Source organism: Rhodococcus sp. IEGM 1406 (genome assembly GCF_030056745.1).
In the GTDB taxonomy this organism is placed as follows: Bacteria; Actinomycetota; Actinomycetes; order Mycobacteriales; family Mycobacteriaceae; genus Rhodococcus_F; species Rhodococcus_F erythropolis.
The window spans coordinates 45876-65945 of sequence record NZ_JASHKO010000001.1; the positions used below are offsets into that span (position 1 = coordinate 45876).

The 20070-nt window shown below is 63.0% G+C and carries 17 protein-coding genes; 9 read left to right on the forward strand and 8 right to left on the reverse strand.

Annotated elements, in window-relative coordinates:
- Window positions 1-12 precede the first annotated feature (12 nt).
- The 4 genes from QM596_RS00215 (at window position 13) to QM596_RS00230 (ending at window position 4519) form a co-directional block, all read left to right on the forward strand.
- Window positions 13-975, forward strand: coding sequence for a dihydrodipicolinate synthase family protein (locus QM596_RS00215; RefSeq protein WP_070797538.1), 963 nt, complete (start codon window positions 13-15; stop codon window positions 973-975).
- Window positions 976-1034: 59 nt separating this feature from the next.
- Window positions 1035-2504 (forward strand): CoA-acylating methylmalonate-semialdehyde dehydrogenase, encoded by a 1470-nt coding sequence (locus tag QM596_RS00220; protein ID WP_139148557.1) that lies wholly within the window; start codon window positions 1035-1037, stop codon window positions 2502-2504.
- 70 nt (window positions 2505-2574) lie between these two features.
- The gene (locus QM596_RS00225) at window positions 2575-2967 is read left to right on the forward strand and encodes a tautomerase family protein (RefSeq protein ID WP_003946045.1); all 393 of its coding nucleotides are present in this window, start codon (window positions 2575-2577) and stop codon (window positions 2965-2967) included.
- 160 nt (window positions 2968-3127) lie between these two features.
- Window positions 3128-4519 (forward strand): amidase, encoded by a 1392-nt coding sequence (locus tag QM596_RS00230; RefSeq protein WP_283307753.1) that lies wholly within the window; start codon window positions 3128-3130, stop codon window positions 4517-4519.
- Here QM596_RS00230 and QM596_RS00235 read toward each other — a convergent pair.
- Window positions 4511-5242 (reverse strand): oxygen-binding di-iron domain-containing protein, encoded by a 732-nt coding sequence (locus tag QM596_RS00235; protein WP_092765791.1) that lies wholly within the window; start codon window positions 5240-5242, stop codon window positions 4511-4513. The two genes, QM596_RS00230 and QM596_RS00235, sit on opposite strands and share 9 nt — an antisense overlap.
- A 97-nt stretch (window positions 5243-5339) precedes the next feature.
- On the opposite strand from QM596_RS00235, the gene QM596_RS00240 reads away from it, so the two are divergent.
- Window positions 5340-5885, forward strand: coding sequence for an ATP-binding protein (locus QM596_RS00240; protein WP_283307754.1), 546 nt, complete (start codon window positions 5340-5342; stop codon window positions 5883-5885).
- On the opposite strand, the gene QM596_RS00245 is transcribed toward QM596_RS00240, so the two are convergent.
- Genes QM596_RS00245 through QM596_RS00255 form a run of 3 tightly spaced genes read right to left on the reverse strand, consistent with a single transcriptional unit; the run spans window position 5853 to window position 8399 of the window.
- On the reverse strand, window positions 5853-6512 hold the full coding sequence (locus QM596_RS00245; RefSeq protein ID WP_214889285.1) for an enoyl-CoA hydratase-related protein: 660 nt from the start codon (window positions 6510-6512) through the stop codon (window positions 5853-5855). The genes QM596_RS00240 and QM596_RS00245 overlap by 33 nt on opposite strands.
- Window positions 6509-7168, reverse strand: a complete 660-nt coding sequence (locus QM596_RS00250) for a TetR/AcrR family transcriptional regulator (RefSeq protein WP_070797533.1) — start codon at window positions 7166-7168, stop codon at window positions 6509-6511. The genes QM596_RS00245 and QM596_RS00250 overlap by 4 nt, the downstream gene beginning before the upstream one ends.
- Window positions 7169-7211: 43 nt before the next feature.
- The gene (locus tag QM596_RS00255; RefSeq protein WP_283307756.1) at window positions 7212-8399 is read right to left on the reverse strand and encodes a CaiB/BaiF CoA transferase family protein; all 1188 of its coding nucleotides are present in this window, start codon (window positions 8397-8399) and stop codon (window positions 7212-7214) included.
- Between the two features lie 282 nt (window positions 8400-8681).
- Here QM596_RS00255 and QM596_RS00260 point away from each other — a divergent pair, with 282 nt between their 5' ends.
- The 3 genes from QM596_RS00260 (at window position 8682) to QM596_RS00270 (ending at window position 13125) form a co-directional block, all read left to right on the forward strand.
- On the forward strand, window positions 8682-9797 hold the full coding sequence (locus QM596_RS00260) for an XdhC family protein (RefSeq protein ID WP_007735213.1): 1116 nt from the start codon (window positions 8682-8684) through the stop codon (window positions 9795-9797).
- A gap of 102 nt (window positions 9798-9899) precedes the next feature.
- Window positions 9900-11543, forward strand: a complete 1644-nt coding sequence (locus tag QM596_RS00265; protein ID WP_019746100.1) for a PucR family transcriptional regulator — start codon at window positions 9900-9902, stop codon at window positions 11541-11543.
- 148 nt (window positions 11544-11691) lie between these two features.
- The gene (locus QM596_RS00270; RefSeq protein ID WP_020971407.1) at window positions 11692-13125 is read left to right on the forward strand and encodes a uracil-xanthine permease family protein; all 1434 of its coding nucleotides are present in this window, start codon (window positions 11692-11694) and stop codon (window positions 13123-13125) included.
- 103 nt (window positions 13126-13228) lie between these two features.
- Here QM596_RS00270 and QM596_RS00275 read toward each other — a convergent pair whose 3' ends face one another.
- From QM596_RS00275 to upp, 4 genes are all read right to left on the reverse strand, one after another.
- The gene (locus tag QM596_RS00275; RefSeq protein WP_153212660.1) at window positions 13229-14740 is read right to left on the reverse strand and encodes a carboxyl transferase domain-containing protein; all 1512 of its coding nucleotides are present in this window, start codon (window positions 14738-14740) and stop codon (window positions 13229-13231) included.
- On the reverse strand, window positions 14737-15975 hold the full coding sequence (locus tag QM596_RS00280) for a CaiB/BaiF CoA transferase family protein (RefSeq protein WP_283307759.1): 1239 nt from the start codon (window positions 15973-15975) through the stop codon (window positions 14737-14739). Before QM596_RS00280 ends, QM596_RS00275 begins: the two co-directional genes overlap by 4 nt.
- A 289-nt stretch (window positions 15976-16264) precedes the next feature.
- The gene (locus QM596_RS00285; RefSeq protein WP_003946020.1) at window positions 16265-17962 is read right to left on the reverse strand and encodes a PucR family transcriptional regulator; all 1698 of its coding nucleotides are present in this window, start codon (window positions 17960-17962) and stop codon (window positions 16265-16267) included.
- 92 nt (window positions 17963-18054) lie between these two features.
- Window positions 18055-18678, reverse strand: coding sequence for a uracil phosphoribosyltransferase (gene upp, locus QM596_RS00290; RefSeq protein ID WP_019746096.1), 624 nt, complete (start codon window positions 18676-18678; stop codon window positions 18055-18057).
- A gap of 223 nt (window positions 18679-18901) precedes the next feature.
- Between upp and bar the strand changes: the two genes are divergently transcribed.
- Window positions 18902-20011 (forward strand): barbiturase, encoded by a 1110-nt coding sequence (gene bar, locus QM596_RS00295; protein ID WP_003946033.1) that lies wholly within the window; start codon window positions 18902-18904, stop codon window positions 20009-20011.
- Window positions 20012-20070 lie beyond the last annotated feature (59 nt).

Here is a 20070-nt window from a genome sequence, read left to right on the forward strand (position 1 = left end):
AGAAAGGTCGCTATGTTCACTCCCAATACCGTCACCGCTCTCGAGCTCTGGTCGGCTTTGCCGACGCCCTTCCATTCCAGTGGAGAAATCGACGAGCCGGGACTCCGTTTAAACATCGAACGCTGCATCTCGGTCGGACTGAACGGCGTTTACTGCAACGGCTTGATGGGTGAGTCCTGGAGTCTCACAGTCGACGAACGCCAGCGCGTTCTCGAGGTCGTCATCGAAGCGTGTGCCGGTCGTCTCGACGTCTCGCCGGTGACCTCGACTGACGATCTCGCCGAAACCATTGCACTGACTGAGCACGCTCAAGAAGCAGGTGCCACATACGCAGTGTTGGTTCCCCCGCGATCAATCACGGTCGACGCCGACCTTCTTGCTTTCCTCACTGCGGTGATCGACCGGGTCGACATTCCCTACGTCATCTTCAACCCCGGCACACCTGACGGGCTCGGCTGTGCACTGTCCACATCCACATTCGCTGCTCTCTGCACCAACCCTCGGGTCCGAATCCTCAAAACCACCGCCAATCCCGACCTGAACTTGGCAATGCGGCAGATTGCCCGCGGAACCCATGTGCAGGTTTCCGATCCCCTCGAGGAACACTTTTTCGACAACGTGCTCGAACACGGGCAGCAACTACTCTATTGCGACCCCGAGGGGTACCTCTATCAAACCGAGAAGTGGAAGCCGATCAGGGCGTACGCCGATCTGATCGCGCAAGGCGAATTCGAGGATGCACGAAGAATTTTCGACTCCCTCGATCCACTACGCAAGCTCTATCGTAAGTGGATCATCGGTCCGCTCGAAGTTGGGATCATGCCCAATGCTGCCCTCAAGCGCTGGTGCGAATTCGTTGGCATGGCAGGTGGGCCTGTTCGACCTCCGCTCGTGGAACTGACCAACTCCGCTGCCGCCGAGTTCGATCAGGAGCTGCGCAAGGTTTTCAGCGCTGTCCAGCCCGTCGCCAACTAAGCCAAACCCAACAAACCAGATAGGACATTTCGAAAGTGGTACCCACAGTAGGACATTGGATCGACGGTCAAGAAATCGAATCCACTGGTGAAAGCGCCGCCGACATCTTCGACCCGGCCACCGGTCGAGTCACTGGACGTGTGGCGCTGGCGTCGCCCGAACGGGTCGTGCAGGCTGTCGATGCCGCGACCGCAGCGTTCCCCGGCTGGCGTGACACGTCCCTCGCTCGGCGCACACAGGTACTGTTCGCGTTCCGAGAACTGCTGAACGCACGTAAGGAAGAACTCGCCGAGATCATCACTTCCGAACACGGCAAGGTTCTTTCCGACGCCCTCGGCGAGATCAGCCGTGGCCAGGAAGTCGTCGAATTCGCTTGCGGCATAGCGCACCTACTCAAGGGTGGCATGACCGAGAACGCATCAACCAAGGTCGACGTGCACTCGGTTCGCCAACCATTGGGCCCCGTCGCCATCATCTCCCCCTTCAACTTTCCCGCGATGGTCCCAATGTGGTTCTTCCCCATTGCGATCGCCGCCGGCAACACCGTAATCCTCAAACCGTCCGAGAAGGACCCGACTACCGCGAACTGGTTGGCCGAACTGTGGGCCGAGGCCGGACTGCCGGCAGGGGTGTTCAACGTGCTCCATGGTGACAAGGTTGCCGTCGACGGTCTACTGAGCAACCCCGGCATCAAGGCCGTCAGCTTTGTCGGGTCCACTCCGATCGCGCAGTACGTGTATGCCACCGGTACCGCTCACGGTAAGCGAGTACAGGCGTTGGGCGGCGCTAAGAACCACATGATCGTCCTACCCGACGCGGACCTGGACTTAGCTGCCGACGCCGCTGTCAACGCCGGATTCGGGTCCGCAGGTGAACGTTGCATGGCGATCAGTGCATTGGTGGTGGTCGGCGAGATCGCCGACGAACTCGTAGCGAAGATCAAGGGTCGCACCGACACGTTGAAGATCGGCGATGGCACCAAGGATTCCGACATGGGTCCTTTGGTGACGAAGGCGCACCGCGACAAAGTCGCCTCCTACATCGACGCCGGCGAAAAGGACGGTGCGACCATCGTGGTCGACGGCCGCACAGTGCAAGCCGACGGCGGTGCTGACGGCTTCTGGCTCGGCCCGACTCTGATCGACAACGTCACGACCGACATGTCGGTTTATGTCGACGAAATCTTCGGGCCCGTCCTGTCGGTTGTTCGTGTCAAGACCTACGACGAGGCTCTGGCTTTGGTGAATTCCAGCCAATTCGGCAACGGCACAGCGATCTTCACCAACGACGGTGGCGCTGCGCGGCGGTTCCAGAACGAGGTCGAGGTCGGCATGGTCGGCATCAATGTTCCCGTCCCGGTTCCAATGTCCTACTACAGTTTTGGCGGCTGGAAGAATTCGTTGTTCGGGGACACACACGCTCATGGTGCCGAAGGTGTCCACTTCTTCACCCGAGGCAAGGTCGTCACCACCCGTTGGCTCGACCCCAGCCACGGCGGCATCAATCTCGGCTTCCCCCGGAACGACTGAGCACAATTCGTACCCGGCGGCGGGTCGACGTTATACGACCCGCCGCCGCCAGACCAAGGAGCTCGATCCCATGCCACTCGTACGTATCGATCTTGTCGAAGGTAGACGCACCCCCAGCCAACTTCGCGTACTGGCCGACGCCGTTCATCAGGTGATGCTCGACCACTTCGCAGCGCCGGACCGCGACCGCTACCAGATCATCACCGAACACCAACCGCACCAGATCATCGTCGAAGACACAGGACTGGGCTTTGACCGCACCGACGACGTCGTGATCATCCAAATTTTGCAACAAGGCCGCAGCGAGCTACAGAAGACCAACGTGTACCGGGCGCTGGCGAATGGGCTCGAGTCCGCCGCCGGCTTGCGGCCGGACGACCTCATCGTCTCGGTCAGCGGTAACTCGCGGGCTGACTGGTCCTTTGGTCACGGGGTCGCACAGTTCCTTGACGGTCCCCTCTAGGTGAACCCGTGATCGAGTGCCACTTTCGCAGTTCTGGAATATGGGCTGTTGTGGCAAAACCTCACATCGCCGGAGCCGTCGGTATGTGCATTGTGGTCGTTTCTCGGGTTGCTTACTGTCCTTACGCTCGGCAGAGGAGTCCGGCGAGGAGAGGCGTGCGATGAGTCGTGAGAGCTGGGTGGGCCGTGATGCCCGATCCATCGCCGAAGCCGTGCGGTCGGGTCAGGCGTCGGCGCGGACCGTCGTCGAAGAACATCTCGCACGGGTCGACGAATGCAACGGCGAGCTCAACGCACTGGTCACCGTGTGCGCCGAGGACGCGCGTGCGGCCGCAGACAGCCTGGACGAACGTCGCCTTCTCGGCGAGACACTCGGCCCACTTGCCGGGGTTCCGTTCACGGTCAAGGACCTGATCGCCACAGCCGGCGTGCGTACCACCGCCGGTTCTCGCACTCTGGCGGACAACGTCCCGGCCGTCGACGCCCCGGCCGTCGCCGCGTTCAAGGCTGCCGGCGCAATCCTGATCGGCAAGACCAACACCCCGGAATTCGGCGCGTGCGGCCTGACGCGCAACGAATTGTTCGGAACCACGGCCAGCCCGGTGCGACCGGACGGCGTCGTCCGGTCCCCCGGCGGATCGAGTGGCGGCGAGTCCGCGTCGGTTGCTGCCGGAATGAGCGTGCTCGGACTCGGTACGGATTTTGGTGGCTCGGTGCGTTGGCCCGCCCACTGCACCGGCCTCACTTCGGTTCGCCCGACGCTCGGCCGTATCGACCCTGAAGGGCAATACCCCGGCGTGCTTTCGGATGGACGGGTACTCGCTAATCCTGCGACGATGCACGGCACGATCCAGACCATCGGCCCCCTGGCCCGCAACCTCGGTGATGCGACGCTTGCGCTGCGCGTCCTGTCGAAGCCGTATCTCGCGTGGACCGAGCCGGACTCGGTCGACGTCGAACACCTCGACATCCGCTGGGCACCCGGCGAAGGGACCATGCCTGTCGACGAAAAAATCCTGTCGGCGGTTCGCTCGGTGGCGAACAGCCTGGACGCGAGTGAGTACGACGGTCTGGCTCTGCCGCGGGCCAACGCGCTTTTCGGCGCGTTGCGATCGGTCGAGACCCATGCGGACATCCACTCTCTCGCCGCGGGTTCAGCGCACTCTTTCGACGCGGACATCACTGCCATGCTTGCCGCAGGCCATGATCGGAGTTCAGCCGAGGTGGAAGCGCTGTGGGCGGATCGTGCGATGTTGATCGCCGACTTCCTCGGCGAGATGGGCGACGTGCTGATTCTGCCGGTTGCGTCGGTGCTCGCTCCGCCGCTCGGTGTGGAGAGCTTCGAGGTGGGCGGTCGTGAACTCACGTGGATGGACGCGCTCGCGAGTTGCCGGGCGATCAGTGTGCTCGGCCTTCCGTCGGCCGTGGTTCCGGTAGGACTCTCCCGCAACGGTTTACCGGTCGGAGTGCAAGTGGTGGCGCGGCCGTTCCACGAGCACGTTGCGCTGTCCGTGGCGGCGCGAATCACGTCGAACGCGCAAGCTCTAGTCTGACTTCCATCTTTCGGTTTCGGCTGCGAAACGTGTTGCGTACGAGTCGGCCAGGTCGTGAAGCGTGGTGACGCAGTCGCCGTAGTACGTCGGTGCATGCATGGTAGCCAGAATCCGCGGCTCGAGGTCGGCCAGGGCGCGGATCGTGGGTTCGAGATCCGGGGTGAGGCAGGTGGCGTGGCCCAAGTCCTCGGCTTCCAAAGCGGGACCGACGATTTCGTGCTCGGTAGTCGCGGGGTGGTGCCCGAACGCAGTGAAGAGATCTCCGCAGAACAGCGTGGACGTCGTCTCCTCGAACATCAGGCCCGCGTCCCAACCGTGCGGGACGTGCGGGGTGTCGATGTGCCGAACGCGGCGCCTGCCGGTTTCGAGTACGTCGCCGTCCTGCAAGGGAAGTGGCACCCGATCGGCCAGATCGTTGACCTGAACGAAGCACCCCATCGCGCCGTGCGCCACTTGTGCTTCGGGGGCCGCCGCAAGCCAGGAGTTCATGGACCCGCACTCGTCGGCCTCGACGTGACCGAACGTGATCCATTTCAGACGGTCGATGTCGATCAGCGTGGAGAGTGCGTCGGAAGCTGAGGTGAACAACGCTCGCTGCCCGGTGTGGAAGAGCAAGGGTTCCTCGCCGTCGACGAGAAACTGGTTCATCGTGAGGTTCGCTTCGTCCACGAAGGTCGACAGTCGGTAGATGTCCGGCGCGATTTCGGTGATCGTGGTGGTCATCGCTGTGCTCCGATCAGGGCTGTTGTGCACGTCAATCTGTCTTCTCCAGCCTTCTCGCCGCCCCGCGCCTGCACAAGGCTCTGGAATAGTGGAGGACGTGTTCGTACTACTGCTGACAGGCCCGCCGGGCGCGGGGAAGAGTTCCGTGCTGACCACGCTTCACGATCGACTCGGCGAGGCCGGGGTGAGCAACGCGATGATCGAGGTGGACGAACTCGAGCGGTGCTACCCGCCGCTGGGAACCGAGCGGGCAATCGCACACGTCGGGATGTTGTGCGCGTCGTACCGGGAAGCGGGGTACGAACTCCTGTTCCTCACGGCGACCGTCGAAGACGACGACTACGGACATGCCTTGCTGGCCGCGACCGGCGCCGAGGGGCACCTGCTGGCGCGCCTCGATGCCGATCCGGATACGTTGCGCACCAGAATCGTCGAACGTGAACCGGCCGGCTGGGCCGGGCTGGACGCTCTGGTGGAAGCGTCACAACTGCTGGCCGGTTCGATGCCGACGCTCAGTGGAGTCGACGTAGTTCTGAGCACCGAAGGTCGCGATGCCGAAAGTGTTGCCGATGATCTGGAAGCGGCTCTGCGAGAACGTAGTCCATCGCTTCTAGCCGTCGGTATTCAGAGCGGTGACCACTGACGCGAACATCGTCGACTTGATCGCGCCCAGCGTGCCCGGATTTTTCGGCCCGATCGGCGCAACCATTTCGATGGCCTTGGCGGTCAAAGCATCGACGGAAGCGGTGAAGTCCACCAAACCGGCTGCGAATGCGTCACTTCCGCCGTATCGCCGCCCCGTGGTCATGGCGACGATTGCCGACGCCGGGCTGAGCTTGGCCTGGATGAGAGCTGCCATTCCTTCGGTGAATGGGATGTTGATGTCCACCTCCGGGAAGCAGTAGTAGCCGCGATCATCGCGCATGACGCGGTAATCGTGCGCGATGCCGAGCATGGCGCCGGCTCCGAAGGCGTGGCCGTTGATCGCCGCGACGGTGGGCATGGGGAACGTCAGCATCCGGGCGAACAGCGACTGGACTTGCTGCACATACCACTTCGCCTTGTCGCCGTTCGCGCCCAGCCAGTCGAGGTCGAGTCCGTTGGAGTAGAACTTGCCCGTTGCCGTGGTGACCAGGGCATGTGCGCCTTCGCTTAAAGCCTGGTCGAGCAGCTTGTCGACGGAATCGAGCCAATCCGGCGAGAATCGATTCTCGTCCTCGCCGAGATCGAGAACGGCGATCTTGTCTTCGAAGCGCAGAGTTGCGGTCATGATTGGCCTTTCCTGTTGCGGGGCTTGGGCAGTGGTGGGTCGAGATGCAGAACCGCTCGAACGGCGGCATCCAACCGCGCGCGTGCTGCGGCGTCGGGGACTCGCCAACCGTCGGCGCGTTTGGCGGGATGGATGAGCAGTCCGGTAGGCAGGCCGACAACACAGGCTTCGATTGCTTCGACGGCTCGGCCGTCCTTGCGGCCCCAGAGCGCGGTCGACAACCGGATGAACAACTCGACCAGAGACCGGTCGAGTTGTGTGAGTTTCTCGGCGATGTCGGCGGGGACGTCGGTGCCGAGCAGTTCGTCGCGCTGAATCGTCAGCAGCAGCAACGCGGATTGTGGGTAGTCGAGCGCGAAGACGGCCGGAACTTCGGCGGCTGCGACGACGGCGGAAACCGCGGAGGTCGGCGCGGGGTCCGCGAGAGCGTCGTCCACTCTCGATTGCTGAAGCGCGAGAAATCGTTGCGCGGCACGCAGCCACGCGCTACCGACCAGTCCACTGCGAGAGCCGAATGCGTGATAGATCGCCCCGTTGGATACACCGGTGGCGTCGGAGACCGCCCTGACCGTGACAGCGCTCGGCCCGGCAGTGGCGGCAAGTTTTTCGGCAGCGTCGAGCAGCGTGTCGAGATCGTGGACGCGTGGCCGAGGCATGAACGCACAGTAACAGAGCGTCTGCTCTGTTACTAGTGTGCGGTCAGATCACCGAATTTGCGCGAAGATCCTCGATCTCCTCCGGGCGCAGGCCGAAGTCGGTGAGTACGCCGTCGGCGTCACCGCCGAGAGTCATGGGTGGCGCATTCCTGACGGGAAGGGTCTTGCCGTCCACCCAGAACGGTCCGCGGACAACGGGAATCGATGTTCCGTCGGCGCTCCGGGTCTGCTCGACCATCTGCAATGCCTCGACCTGCGGGTCGGAGAACACCTGATCGATCGAATGAATCGGGCCGCAGGGGATTCCGGCACCGCGGATCTCGGCGATCCACTGTGCCGCGCCCTTCGTGGTCAGTAGGTCCTCGAGTTCTTTGGTCAGTTGGTCTCGGTGCGCCAAACGTTCTTTACCCGTGGCATATTCGGCACGGAAGGCGAGATCGGGGTCGCCGATAACCGAGCACAGCGCGATCCAGTGCTTGTCCGAGCCGGTGGCAATGTTGATCGGGAAGTCGGCAGTGTCGAAAGCGCCGTACGGCGTGATCGTCGGGTGCGTATTGCCGTTCGGCGTCGACACCCGCCCGGTGCTCAGGTAGTCCTGCGCCTGGAAGGTCATGATCGAGATCGCGGATTCCAGCAACGAGGTCTGCACGCGGTGCCCACGACCGTCGCGTCCGCGCGAAGCCAACGCCGCCGTGATACCCAGCGCCGCGTAGATGCCCGAGACCGTGTCGATGATGGGGATACCGACCCGCATCGGGGTCTGTTCCCCGGCGCCGGTGACCGACATCAACCCGGACATGCCCTGGGCCACCTGATCGAGTCCGGGCGCGAACTGGTCCGGGCCCACCGGGCCGAAACCACTGATGCTCATCACGACGAGACCCGGATTCTCCTGCTCGAGCGAATCGGGATCGAGCCCCATGTCGGCCAGCACTCCCGGACGGAAGTTCTCGACCAGCACATCCGCGTCGAGGGCCAGGCTGCGAAGCAGTTTCCGCCCGCGGTCACTGCGCATGTCGATGGCGATCGACCTCTTGCCGCGGTTCACGGAAGCGAAGTAGAGGCTTCGATCGCCGTCGAACGGCGGCCACTGACGCGAACTGTCGCCGGAGCCACGGGTTTCGACCTTGACCACGTCGGCGCCGAAGTCCGAGAGCAGCGACGTGCACAGAGGGCCCGCGAGAGCGCGGGTGAGGTCGAGAACTTTGATACCGCTGAGCAATTGGTCCATGGGAGAAACCTCGGTTCTGTGGTGTGCAACGTCGCCCACTCGATCCGTCGCACCATCTGCGTGAATTACCGCTGCAGTGATCGTCGGAGAGGGGAAGAATGAAGGTCAGGCCTGCTTTCGGCTGGGCTCGGTGACAACACTGGTCGAGAGCGCACGGTGATGCGACGGCGACATTGCACAACTGCAGGGCCCGGATTTAGGCGCATTGTGTGACAGGCAGGATTGCGGTGGGCCGATACCGTGAACTCTCTACGGACGGCGATGCAAGCGGGAGGCGAGGCGATGCGCGACATTTCCACTCAGCTGGCGCAGTGGCACGCCCGCGGCGAGGATTTTGCACTGGCGACGGTTGTCCGTACCTGGCGATCCTCACCGCGCATGCCCGGTGCTTCGATGGCCGTCTCACGCTCCGGGGAGGTAGTCGGCAGCGTCTCGGGCGGGTGTATCGAGAGTGCACTGTACGAGATCGCCCAGGAGGTTCTCGCCGACGGCACCAGTCGCGTCGAGGTCTTCAGCGTCTCCGACGACGACGCCATCGGAGTAGGTCTGACCTGCGGCGGAACCATCGAAGTGTTCGTCCAGGCCGTCGGAGCCGATTTCGTCGAGTTCGGTCAGGTCTGTGAACGGATCGAAGCCGATACGCCCGTCGTCGTGGTCACCGAAGTGCGTCCGGGAGCGCCGGCGCGGCACCTCGTCGTCGAGCACGGCCGACGAAGCGGGGATCTGGATGCCACGGAGGACGAGGTCTCCATCCTGTTGCGCACGATGGACACCGGTGAGTCCGTAGCCTTTGTCGCGCCGGCGGGAACCCTCATCGATTCGCAGCACGACCTGCTGGTCGAGATCTTCGCGCCACTACCGCGGATGTACGTGTTCGGGGCCATCGACTTCGCCGCCTCGATGTGTACGTTGGGCGCCTTTGCGGGTTACCGAGTGACCGTCGTGGACGCACGGCCGGTCTTCGCGACACGGGCGCGCTTCCCCGACGCCCACGATCTGGTCGTGATGTGGCCACACAAGTTCCTCGAAACCGCACCGATCGACAACAAAACCGTCCTGGCCGTGCTCACTCACGACGAGAAGTTCGACATCCCCTTGCTCGAGATCGCGCTGCGTTCGCCGGCTGCGTACGTCGGCGCGATGGGAAGTCGTGCGACGCATGAGCGTCGGGTGGCGCTGTTGAAGGAGCGAGGCGTTACCGACGCCGAGTTGGGGCGTCTGCACTCACCGATCGGGTTGGACCTCGGCGCCAGGACGCCGGAGGAGACTGCAGTGTCGATCCTCGCCGAGATGACCAAGACCCTGCGCAATGCATCCGGTTTGGAACTGCGGGATCTGCAGGGGCCGATCCACCCGCCACCTCAGGAGAATCCGACCGCCCTGCACCGAACGGCCTGAGTCGACTGCGCTGAATTCGGACATCTTGTGTTCGGTGGGGATAGGATCGTTTCTTTCGTGAACCATCTTCCGTGATCCGAATGAAATCGAGGTGCCTGCCAAGTGGCAAACCCGGCCGTACCGGCATCCGAGGTGAATGCTGTTCTCTCCGAACTTCTTCGAACCCCGCTCCTTCCTGGTGTTCGAAAGGTCGCCGGCGGCTCCGAAGACCCGACGGTAGCCCGGGTGGGATTCATGGCGGTTCCGGACATCGGACCGTGGCTGCGACACGGACAGTTGCTGATCACCACGCCGGAAACCCTCGCCCGGGTCACCGAAACCTTCAAAGCATTTGTCGGACGGTTGTCGACGCGCGGAGTTGCAGCGCTCGCCGTCCAATTCGGCGCAGACGGGGACACTCTCGCGCCGGAACTGGTCGACGCGGCCGAAAGCGCCGGCTTCCCGCTTCTGGTTTTTCACGGTGCGTGCGATCACCCTGCGGCGAGAGACCGTGAGCAGACGGAGTCGGCCCAGATCGACGCCATGTTCGGGGCCGAGCGCTTGCGACGGCTGCTGGTCGACGTCGTGATGGGCGGCGGCGGCCTCCCACAATTGACCGAGGTCATCGCACGGGAGATGAAGGGCGCCGCCCTGATCACCACCTCGGACGGACGCGAGATCTGCCGCGCCGGGGATGCCGCGGAGCGCAAGCATCTGTCTGCCTGTCCCGCCGTCGATTCCACCGGTCGTCTGCGGACCGACACCGTCGAGGGCGGGTTGGGTCTGCACGAGTTCGACGGTCAATTCATCGCGGTGTCCGCGATTTCCGCCAATCACATCGACCATGGGCGTCTCGCGTTGTTCACCGGTGAGCGCGTGATGACGAGTTACGACCAGTACCTGGTCGAGCGAGCGGCGTCGGTGTGCGCGTTGGTCATCACCCGTGAGCAGGCCGTTGCGTCGGTGGAAGAACGCCATCGCGCCAACTTCGTTCACGACCTGCTCCTCGGCCGGGCCGGGGACCACGATCACGTTGTCTCCCACGCCAAGACGTTCGGTTGGGACTTCGATCGCCCGCTGGTGATCGTCTCGATCGAGCCGGACCCGATCGACGAACCGGCCTCTGCGGCGCCCGCTCGGCTGCCCGTCGTCGATCGCCAGGCGATGGCGTTCTCCGGGGCGATCGCCCACCGCGATCCCGGTGCGGCGGTGACCGCGCTGACGGGCGAGACGGTGATCGTCATGGGCGTCGGCACCGACACGATGGCATTGGTGCGGGACCTCGTCACGGTCGTTCGCGGTGAAGGTGGCGGCGGGAGAAGGCCGTTCAGTGTCGGGGTGTCCCGGCCGACAGCGGCGATCGACGCCGTCCCCGCGCTCTACAGTCAGGCGCGCACCGCACTGACCGTCGGACGCCGGATCTCCGGTCCGTGGACGGTGACTCAGTTCGACGATCTCGGTGTGTACAGACTGCTCAGTCTGGTCGAGGACGAAAACGAGCTGGAGACGTTCGCGCGGGAGACACTGCGGGAACTGACGGAGGAAACTGCCGAAGCGCAGGACATGCGCAAGACATTGGAAGTCTTGCTCGCGACCAACATCAACATCGCCGAGACAGCGCGCAAGCTCCACTTCCATTACAACACACTGCGTTACAGGGTCGTTAAGCTGGAGAAAATGCTTGGACCCTTCACGGCGCAACCCGAGCTACGGCTGGATCTGTCTCTAGCACTGAAGATAACCGCGATGCGCGGCATCAATCACTAATATTGCCAATCCGAGTCCGTGGGTTCTGGCAGATTGTCATCACGTCGATACCCCTGCGCTGTAATAGCGTTTCACTCCAGTCACGGTGTTTTGTGAGCTGGAGCACACTCAGCGTTCGGACACCTTCCTCTGCACGAAAGGTCCCATCATGCCGATTTGGACGTTGCACGGAGATGGAAAGAACATCAGACCGGGTGAAGTGGTCGCTCCCGGCGAGCGGCTCAGCTGGGGAAGAACCATCGGGCTGGGCAGCCAGCACGTGGTGTCGATGTTCGGCGCGACGTTCGTCTTCCCGATCATCATGGGGCTCAATCCTCAACTTGCCGTGATGATGTCGGGCTTTTGTACGCTCTTCTTCCTGCTGGTGGTCAAGGGACGCATTCCCAGCTACCTCGGTACGTCGGCGGCCTTTGTCGGCGGTATCGCCGCCATTCGTGCCCAAGGCGGAACGTCCGCAGAGGTGACCGGCGCGATCCTGGTGTCCGGACTGGTCCTGGCAGCCATCGGTATCGCGATCCACTTCCTCGGTGGCCGGGTCGTATTCAAGGTTCTTCCCCCGGTGGTGACCGGCGCAGTGGTGATGCTGATCGGATTCAACCTGGCACCCGTCGTCGCGGGGCTGTACTGGCCGCAGGACCAGTGGGTGGCTCTGATCGTCATGGTGGCCCTGATCGTCATGAGTATCGCGCTACGTGGCTTCATGGCGCGCATCGCCATCTTCCTCGCGCTGATCTTCGGCTACGTCCTCTCCTGGATCCTCGACCGGGTCTCGGGCACGATCACCTCGTACGACGCAGGCACCGGTCAGATCACCGAGCACTTCCGCGTCAACTGGGATTCGGTGCAGTCGGCGTCGTGGTTCGGCCTGCCCCCGTTCTCGGACGAGGCCAACGGAATCGTCGGCATCCACGCTCCGTCGTTCAGCCTGACGTTCATCATCCTGGTCCTTCCCGGTGTCATCGCGTTGATCGCGGAGAATGCCGGCCACGTCAAGGCAGTCGCAGAGATGACCGGCGACGATCTCGACCCGTACATGGGACGCGCGCTCGCCGGTGACGGTTTCGCCACCGCCATCGCCAGCAGCGTCGGCGGTTCGCCCACCACGACGTACGCCGAGAACATCGGTGTCATGGCAGCGACCCGTGTGTACTCCACCGCCGCCTACGCGGTCGCGGGCATCGTCGCGATGATGCTCGGCTTCTCCCCCAAGTTCGGTGCCGTCATCTCGGCGACGCCCGGCGGTGTTCTCGGCGGAATCACCGTGGTGCTCTACGGCATGATCGGTCTGCTCGGCGCCAAGATCTGGAAGGAGAACGGCGTCGACTTCGGGAATCCGCTCAACCTCATGCCGATCGCGGCCGGTCTGATCATCGGTATCGGCGACACGGCTCTGAAGTTCAGTGACACGTTCTCGCTCAGCGGCATCGCGCTCGGCACCATCGTCGTGATCGGGATGTACCACCTGTGCCAGTTCATCGGTTCGAAGAACCCGGAGCTGAATGCGAAGAATCCGGAACCGAACAAGCCGGATTCGAAGGCTCCCGGCGGCGAACGGGAAGAACCCGCCCCGCAGCTCACGTGACACTTGGCTGAGTGTGCTCGATTGTCGAAGGCCGGACATCCTCCTTGGAGGATGTCCGGCCTTTCGCGGTGTGTGCGTGTTCTGTGTGCTGTGTGCTGATCGATCAGACGGCAGTGCTGGCTTCGACCAGGCCGATACGGTCGATGCGTTCGGTGCGGGTGATGAGCCGTTCAGTCGCATCGGTAGCACTGAGCACGCTCAGCTCGTAGTGCAGTACCGCTCCGACGCGAGTGCAGAAGGCGGCGGATTCGTCCGCGGCATCGGGAAATTCGGGGATGACCCGATCGACGATGCCGCCCGTGAGCAGATCGAAGGACCGTATCCCTTGACCGGCCGCCATCTCCGGAGCGTGCGTGATGTCGTGGAACATGATCGCGCTCGCCCCCTCGGGAGGTAAGGGCGAGAGCCAACCGTGGCGGGCCGCCAGCACTCGATCGGCCGGAATCAGTGCCAGGGCGCCGCCGCCGGTGCCCTGCCCGAGCAGGAGGGAAATGGTGGGGACCTCGAGTGAAATCATGTCGGCTATGCACCGAGCGATCTCGCCGGCCAATCCACCTTCTTCGGCTTCCTTCGACAGTGCCGCGCCTGCCGTGTCGATGATCGTCACCAACGGCAGGTCGAGCTCTGCGGCAAGCCGCATCCCTCGCCGAGCTTCCCGCAGAGCGCCGGGGCCGAGTGGGGAGTGAGCAGTCTGTCCGCGTCGGTCCTGTCCGAGAAGGACGCAGGGCATGTCGCCGAAGCGAACGAGCGCGAGCATGATGCCGGGATCGTTCTCGCCTTGGCCGGTTCCGTTGAGCGGGAGCATGTCCGAGGCGGAATTGAGCAACACTTCCCGGATCCCCGGTCGATCTTCGCGTCGGGACGCGACGACGGATTCCCAGGCTGACGTATCGGGTGGGCAGTCGTACGCGCACGGGTCACTCGGCAACGAGTACCCACGACGCCGCGAGGTGATGATTCGCAACGCGCGGTCGACGATTTCGGCGAGCTGGTCAGGCGGCCTCACCGCATCGATGAGTCCGTGCTCGTGAAGGTTCTCCGCTGTCTGGACACCGACGGGGAAAGGTGAGTTGTACAAAGCCTCGAACACCCGGGGGCCGAGGAATCCCACGAGGGCTCCTGGCTCCGCGATCGTCACGTGACCGAGTGACCCCCAGGACGCGAATACGCCTCCGGTGGTGGGGTTTCGGAGGTAGACGATGTAGGGCAGGTGCGCTTCTTTGTGCTTGATGAGCGCCGCGGTGATCTTGACCATCTGCAGAAATGCCGTTGTCCCCTCCTGCATACGCGTTCCTCCGGAGGTGGGAAGCGCAAGAAGGGGCAGCTGCTCTTGCGTCGCTCGACGGATGGCGACGACGAGGCGTTCGCCCGCCGCCACGCCGATCGATCCGCCGAGAAAACCGAACTCGCAGACGATGATTGCCACACGGCGGCCTCGGACGGAGGCGCTTCCGGTCAGGACGGACTCGTCGAGCCCGGTCTTCTCCTGGGCCCGCAGAAGTGCTTCGGCGTAATCGGAGTCGGTCGCGACGGGGATCGGAGGGGTATCCCACGACTCCCAGGTGCCGGCATCGATCACCAGGTCGAGCAAGTCGCGAGCCGTCAGGCGGTTCATCGGGTGAATCCTTGTAGCCACGACATGACTTCGTCAGTGTCTTCACCGAGTACCGGCGGTGCGGTGTGCCGGGTCTCCGTCACTTCGGTTCCGTCCGGATCGAAGAATCGCAGCGGCGGCCCGGGCAGTGTGATGTTGCCGAGCGTGCTGTGGTCGACGTCGACGAGCAATCCCTGTGATCGGGTCTGCTCCCATTCGTACACTTCGGAGATCGTCCGAACCCGTCCTGCCGGTATTCCGATACGGTCGAGTTCGGTCAGAAGCTCGTCACGCGAGTACGGTTTGAAGGTACGTTCGATCAATTCGACTACCTGGAAATGATTCTCGACGCGTTCGGCGTTTGTTGCCATACCGGGGGCGTCGGGATCGAGTTCGAACCCTTCGCAGAATCTTCTCCACAGGCTTTCGCTGCCGACCGAGATCTGCACTGCGCCATCGCCGGTACGAAAGAGTCCGTACGGTGCGATGGAGGGATGGTGGTTGCCTTGCGCTGTGCCTACCTCGCCGGCGACGGTCCACTTCGTTCCTTGAAACGCGTGAACGCCGACCACGCTGGCCAAGAGCGACGTTCGAACGACACGGCCTCTCCCCGTCTGTTCGCGTTCCTTCAAGGCCGCGACGACACCGAACGCCCCGTACATTCCGGCGAGAAGATCGGCGATCGGAACTCCGACTCGTTGAACGTCGTCCGGGCTCGAGCCGGTCAGCGACATGAGTCCGGCTTCCCCCTGGGCGATCTGGTCGTAACCGGCGCGGCCACCTTCCGGGCCGTCGTGGCCGAAACCGCTGATGGACAGGACGATCAGTCGAGGATTGAGTTCGGCCAGCCGCTCGGTGGAGAATCCGAGTCGATCGAGAACTCCGGTGCGGAAGTTCTCCATGAGAACGTCGGCGCGGCAGACAAGATCTTCGAGGGTTGCGCGCCCGCTGTCGGATTTGAGGTCGAGCGTGATCGACTTCTTGTTCCGGTTCGTGGACAGGAAGTACGTCGATTCCCGTTGCGTGTTCGGTGGTTCCAGCGGTGGTTCCAGCGGTGGCTCCACAAAAGGCGGCCCCCACCCACGGGTGTCGTCGCCACCGTGAGGTGATTCGACCTTGATCACGTCGGCACCCAGATCGCCGAGCATCATTGCCGCGTGAGGACCCGCGAGTGCGCGCGTGAGGTCGACGACAATCACGTCGTGTAGCGGACCACTACGAGCACTTGTGTTGTGAGGCTTCGAAGTCGAGTTCATGTCGCACCGCCGTGTTCTGGTGTAATTGGCTGAGCCAGTTGGTGGTTGAGGCCTCCGTAGTTCGGTCGACTCCGGTCCGCTGGACCGAGAAATCGGCCAGGGCCACTGAAGGAGGTATGTGCGGCCCGTCTTTCGAACCGTAAGCGCGCACCGGTCAACGGCACATGGGTAACCTTGCCGATGACGGGTATCAGTGGTGGGTAAGAAGTGACGAACGCTTAACGCACGGCTGGATTGCGGTTGTATCGAACCGTAATTGGGGCGCTCTGTCAGCCTATTTGGTGCATCTTCATGACATTTCGTGCATCTTCATGACCTGCAGGGCGAGTGAGACGTTCAATCGAAGGACGGGGTCGTCGGTGAACGATCCGACGACGCTCTCCAGCTTTCCGATTCTGTATCGCAAAGTGTTGTAGTGCATATGCAGTGCCCGGGACGCCTCGGCGACATTGCAATTGCAGTCGAGCAACGTCTGGAGTGTCAGACGCAAATCTGCGGCTTCGGCGTTGTCCGCCGACAGTGACTTCAGAACGTCATCGGTGAACGAACGCAGTTCGCTCTTGTCCGTCTGGAGCGAGAGGAGTCGGTGTACGCCGAGTTCGTCGAAGTGCGCGATCTGGCCCGGCCCGTTGATACGTCGGCCGACGACCACGGCCGTACAGGCCTGGTCGTAGGCAGCAGGTAGATCGGCCAGGGAGTAGATCACCCGGCTCACTCCCGTGCTGAAGGAGCGGCGGCCGCTGGTGCGATCTCCGGCAACCTTGCGCACCAACCCTTCGATGTCCCGAACCGCACGGTCGGTGCTGGTGGGGAAAAGCGTGACCACCTCGTGTCGAAACCCGACGGAGGGTGCCGTCCGCTCGTGGGTGCGTACCACTTGTTGCCAGCCGTCGCTGAGTCGATCTTGGTCCGTGCGCGTGGAATTCGCGTGCTGGGATTCCGGGTGATCGACGTCGAGTTCTGCAACCACTACGGCAAGTGGACGAGTGACATCCCACCCCAACTGGGTGAAGTGCGCGCTCACTTCCGCCGGCGAGCCGGCTTCACCTATCAGTGCGTCGCGGAGGAAGTCGCCGCGGAATTTGGATTCCACTGCCGCAACTGCCAGCTGCTTGGTGACGGCCAGCGCAGCAACGGTGGCCGCTCGCTCCAGCGCTTGGACGACAACTGCGCCGAGTTCGTGGGTGCCGGCGTACGCGACCATTCGGCCGTGGTCGGTGCCGCCGGCCACCACCCGGGTGAGCGCCAACTGACCAGGAAATCCTTTGGGCGCGTTCTGTAAACCGACAGCGACCCGTTCGGTCAGGAACCGACCGGTGCTTTCGAACAACGGAAGCGCGTTCAGCGCGGCTGAATCTCCGGCCTCCGTCAACACTCTTCCGTCCGGCGAGCAGATGAGAACGCTGACGTCGAAAAGCGCGGCGAATTCCGCGGCAATCTGGGGTAGATCGCCACCTTCCAAGACGATCGACGTCAACGAGCGGTGAAGACGATCGGCAATGTCGAGTGCCGCAGACTGCTTCGCCACCAACTTGGTGAAGACCTCCGAGATCACCTCGTCGAATCCTGCGGTGACGGGAAGAACCAACAACGGCAGCCCTCGCTGCTCTGCCATGTGCAGCATGGCTTCCGGCAGTTCGTCGAGATAGCGGCCCGTTTTCACGGCAAGTGCCGCGACTCCTCGGCGTGCGAGACCGTCGACGAGGTCGCTGAGATCTGTATCGTCGAGAAGCTCTCCGGTTCGCCCGTAGCGCAGCGGGAACCCGGTTGTCACCAACAGTTCGTTCGGCTTCACCCAAGCGAGGATGTCCGGCACTTCCATCACGTTCACCGATTGAACGAGGTGGCGCAAGCCCCCGTGCCCGGCAAGGACTTCGGCTCCACGCAGACTGGGTAGCTCGAGGACATCCCGAACCGTCAGTCTGTAGTCGCCACCTTCTGGCAAATGTTGAAGCTCTTCGCTCGAATATTTGGCAGATCTATCCATGTCGCGAGACTACGCTCGATCACGCGACGAACATTGTCAACAGTTGACGAAAATAGCCTCTCGAAATGAGTGGTTCTCCGTATGTCTGCCAACTACCGTGGTCCGAATTGGCGATCGCCCGCGTCTCCGAGTCCAGGTACCAGGAAAGCATTTTCGTTCAGGCCGTCGTCGATGCTCGCGGTGAGGAGCCTGACTGGATGTCCGGAGTTCCTCAGTGCTTCGATCCCCTCCGGAGCCACGACGACACATATTGCAGTCACATCGGTGGCTCCGCGTGCAATGAGCAGATCGATTGTGCGGATGATGGATCCACCGGTCGCCAACATCGGATCGAGGACGTAGACGGGGGTGCCCGACAGATCAGCGGGCAGGGACTCCAGATACGGAACCGGTTGGTGTGTCTTCTCGTCTCGTGCCATTCCCACGAAACCGACACCTGCCTGCGGAATGAGGGCACTCGCCTGCTCGACCATGCCGAGGCCCGCTCGCAAGACCGGTACCAGGAGCGGCGGATTTGCCAGTCGCACTCCCAGCGTCGGAGCAACTGGCGTCTCGATGTCGAACTGTTCCACTTCTGCGCCGCGCATGGCCTCGTAGACCAACATATGGGTCAGTCTGCGCAAGGCGGACCGGAATGTCGCGTTGTCGCTGCGAGCGTCGCGCATGGTCGTGAGTAGCGATGCCGCCAGCGGATGGTCGACAACAGTGGTGTCCATGGTCGAATCGTAAGTGAGAACCGATGGGGCGGCGCACAACCGGTGAATCGGAGTCGAAATAACCAATCGTGGTTTTCGTTTGGGCAACTATTGACGATGCCGAAGGGTTCGAGTCGTCATAGCGTGGTCGGCATGGCAGTTCCGAACCGCTCGGCTGGACTGGGCGCCAGGAGCTGTCAAGGCCCAATTTTGCCTCCACGATTCCCTATACAAGGAGATGCCAATGCCCGAAGCAATCGAGGTCCGTAAGGTTCCGCTACACAGCGTCTCCGACGCCAGTGAGCTCGCCAAGCTGATCGACGACGGTGTCCTCGAGGCCGACCGCGTCATTGCAGTCATCGGCAAAACCGAGGGTAACGGCGGCGTCAACGACTACACGCGCATCATCGCGGACCGAGCGTTTCGAGAGGTTCTCTCCGCCAAGGGTAATCGCAGCCCCGAAGAGGTGGCGGAGGTGCCGATCGTCTGGTCAGGCGGCACGGACGGTGTGATCAGCCCGCACGCGACGATCTTCGCGACGGTACCGGCAGACAAGGTCACCAAGACCGACGAGCCGCGACTGACCGTGGGTGTCGCCATGAGTGAGCAGTTGCTGCCCGAGGACATCGGTCGTACCGCGATGATCACCAAAGTAGCTGCGGCGGTGAAAGATGCGATGGCCGATGCCGGCATCACCGATCCCGCCGACGTGCACTACGTACAGACCAAGACTCCGTTGCTGACAATCCACACCATCCGTGACGCCAAGAGTCGCGGCAAGACCGTGTGGACCGAACAGACTCATGAGTCGATGGACCTGTCCAACGGCGGTACGGCGCTCGGAATCGCGGTTGCACTCGGCGAAATCGACATGCCGACCGACGAGGATGTCATGCACAGCCGCGAGCTCTTCTCCTCTGTTGCATCCTGCTCGTCCGGCGTCGAGTTGGACCGTGCTCAGATCGTTGTCGTCGGTAACGCACGTGGCGTCGGCGGACGCTACCGGATCGGCCACAGCGTGATGAAGGATCCGCTCGACCAGGACGGCATCTGGGCGGCGATCCGTGACGCCGGACTCGAACTTCCGGAGCGGCCGCACTCGAGCGACCTGGACGGTCAACTCGTCAACGTGTTCTTGAAGTGCGAGGCCAGCCAGGACGGAACGGTCCGCGGCCGTCGTAATGCGATGCTCGACGACTCCGATGTGCACTGGCACCGCCAGATCAAGTCGTGCGTAGGTGGAGTCACGGCAGCTGTCACCGGTGATCCGGCAGTGTTCGTCTCGGTCTCGGCAGCGCATCAGGGCCCCGAGGGTGGCGGCCCTGTCGCCGCCATCGTCGATCTCGGTCAGTAGCCGGTAAGAACCTCGCTGGAAACTTCGACAGTCGCGCGCCGCCACCGGTAATTCGTCCT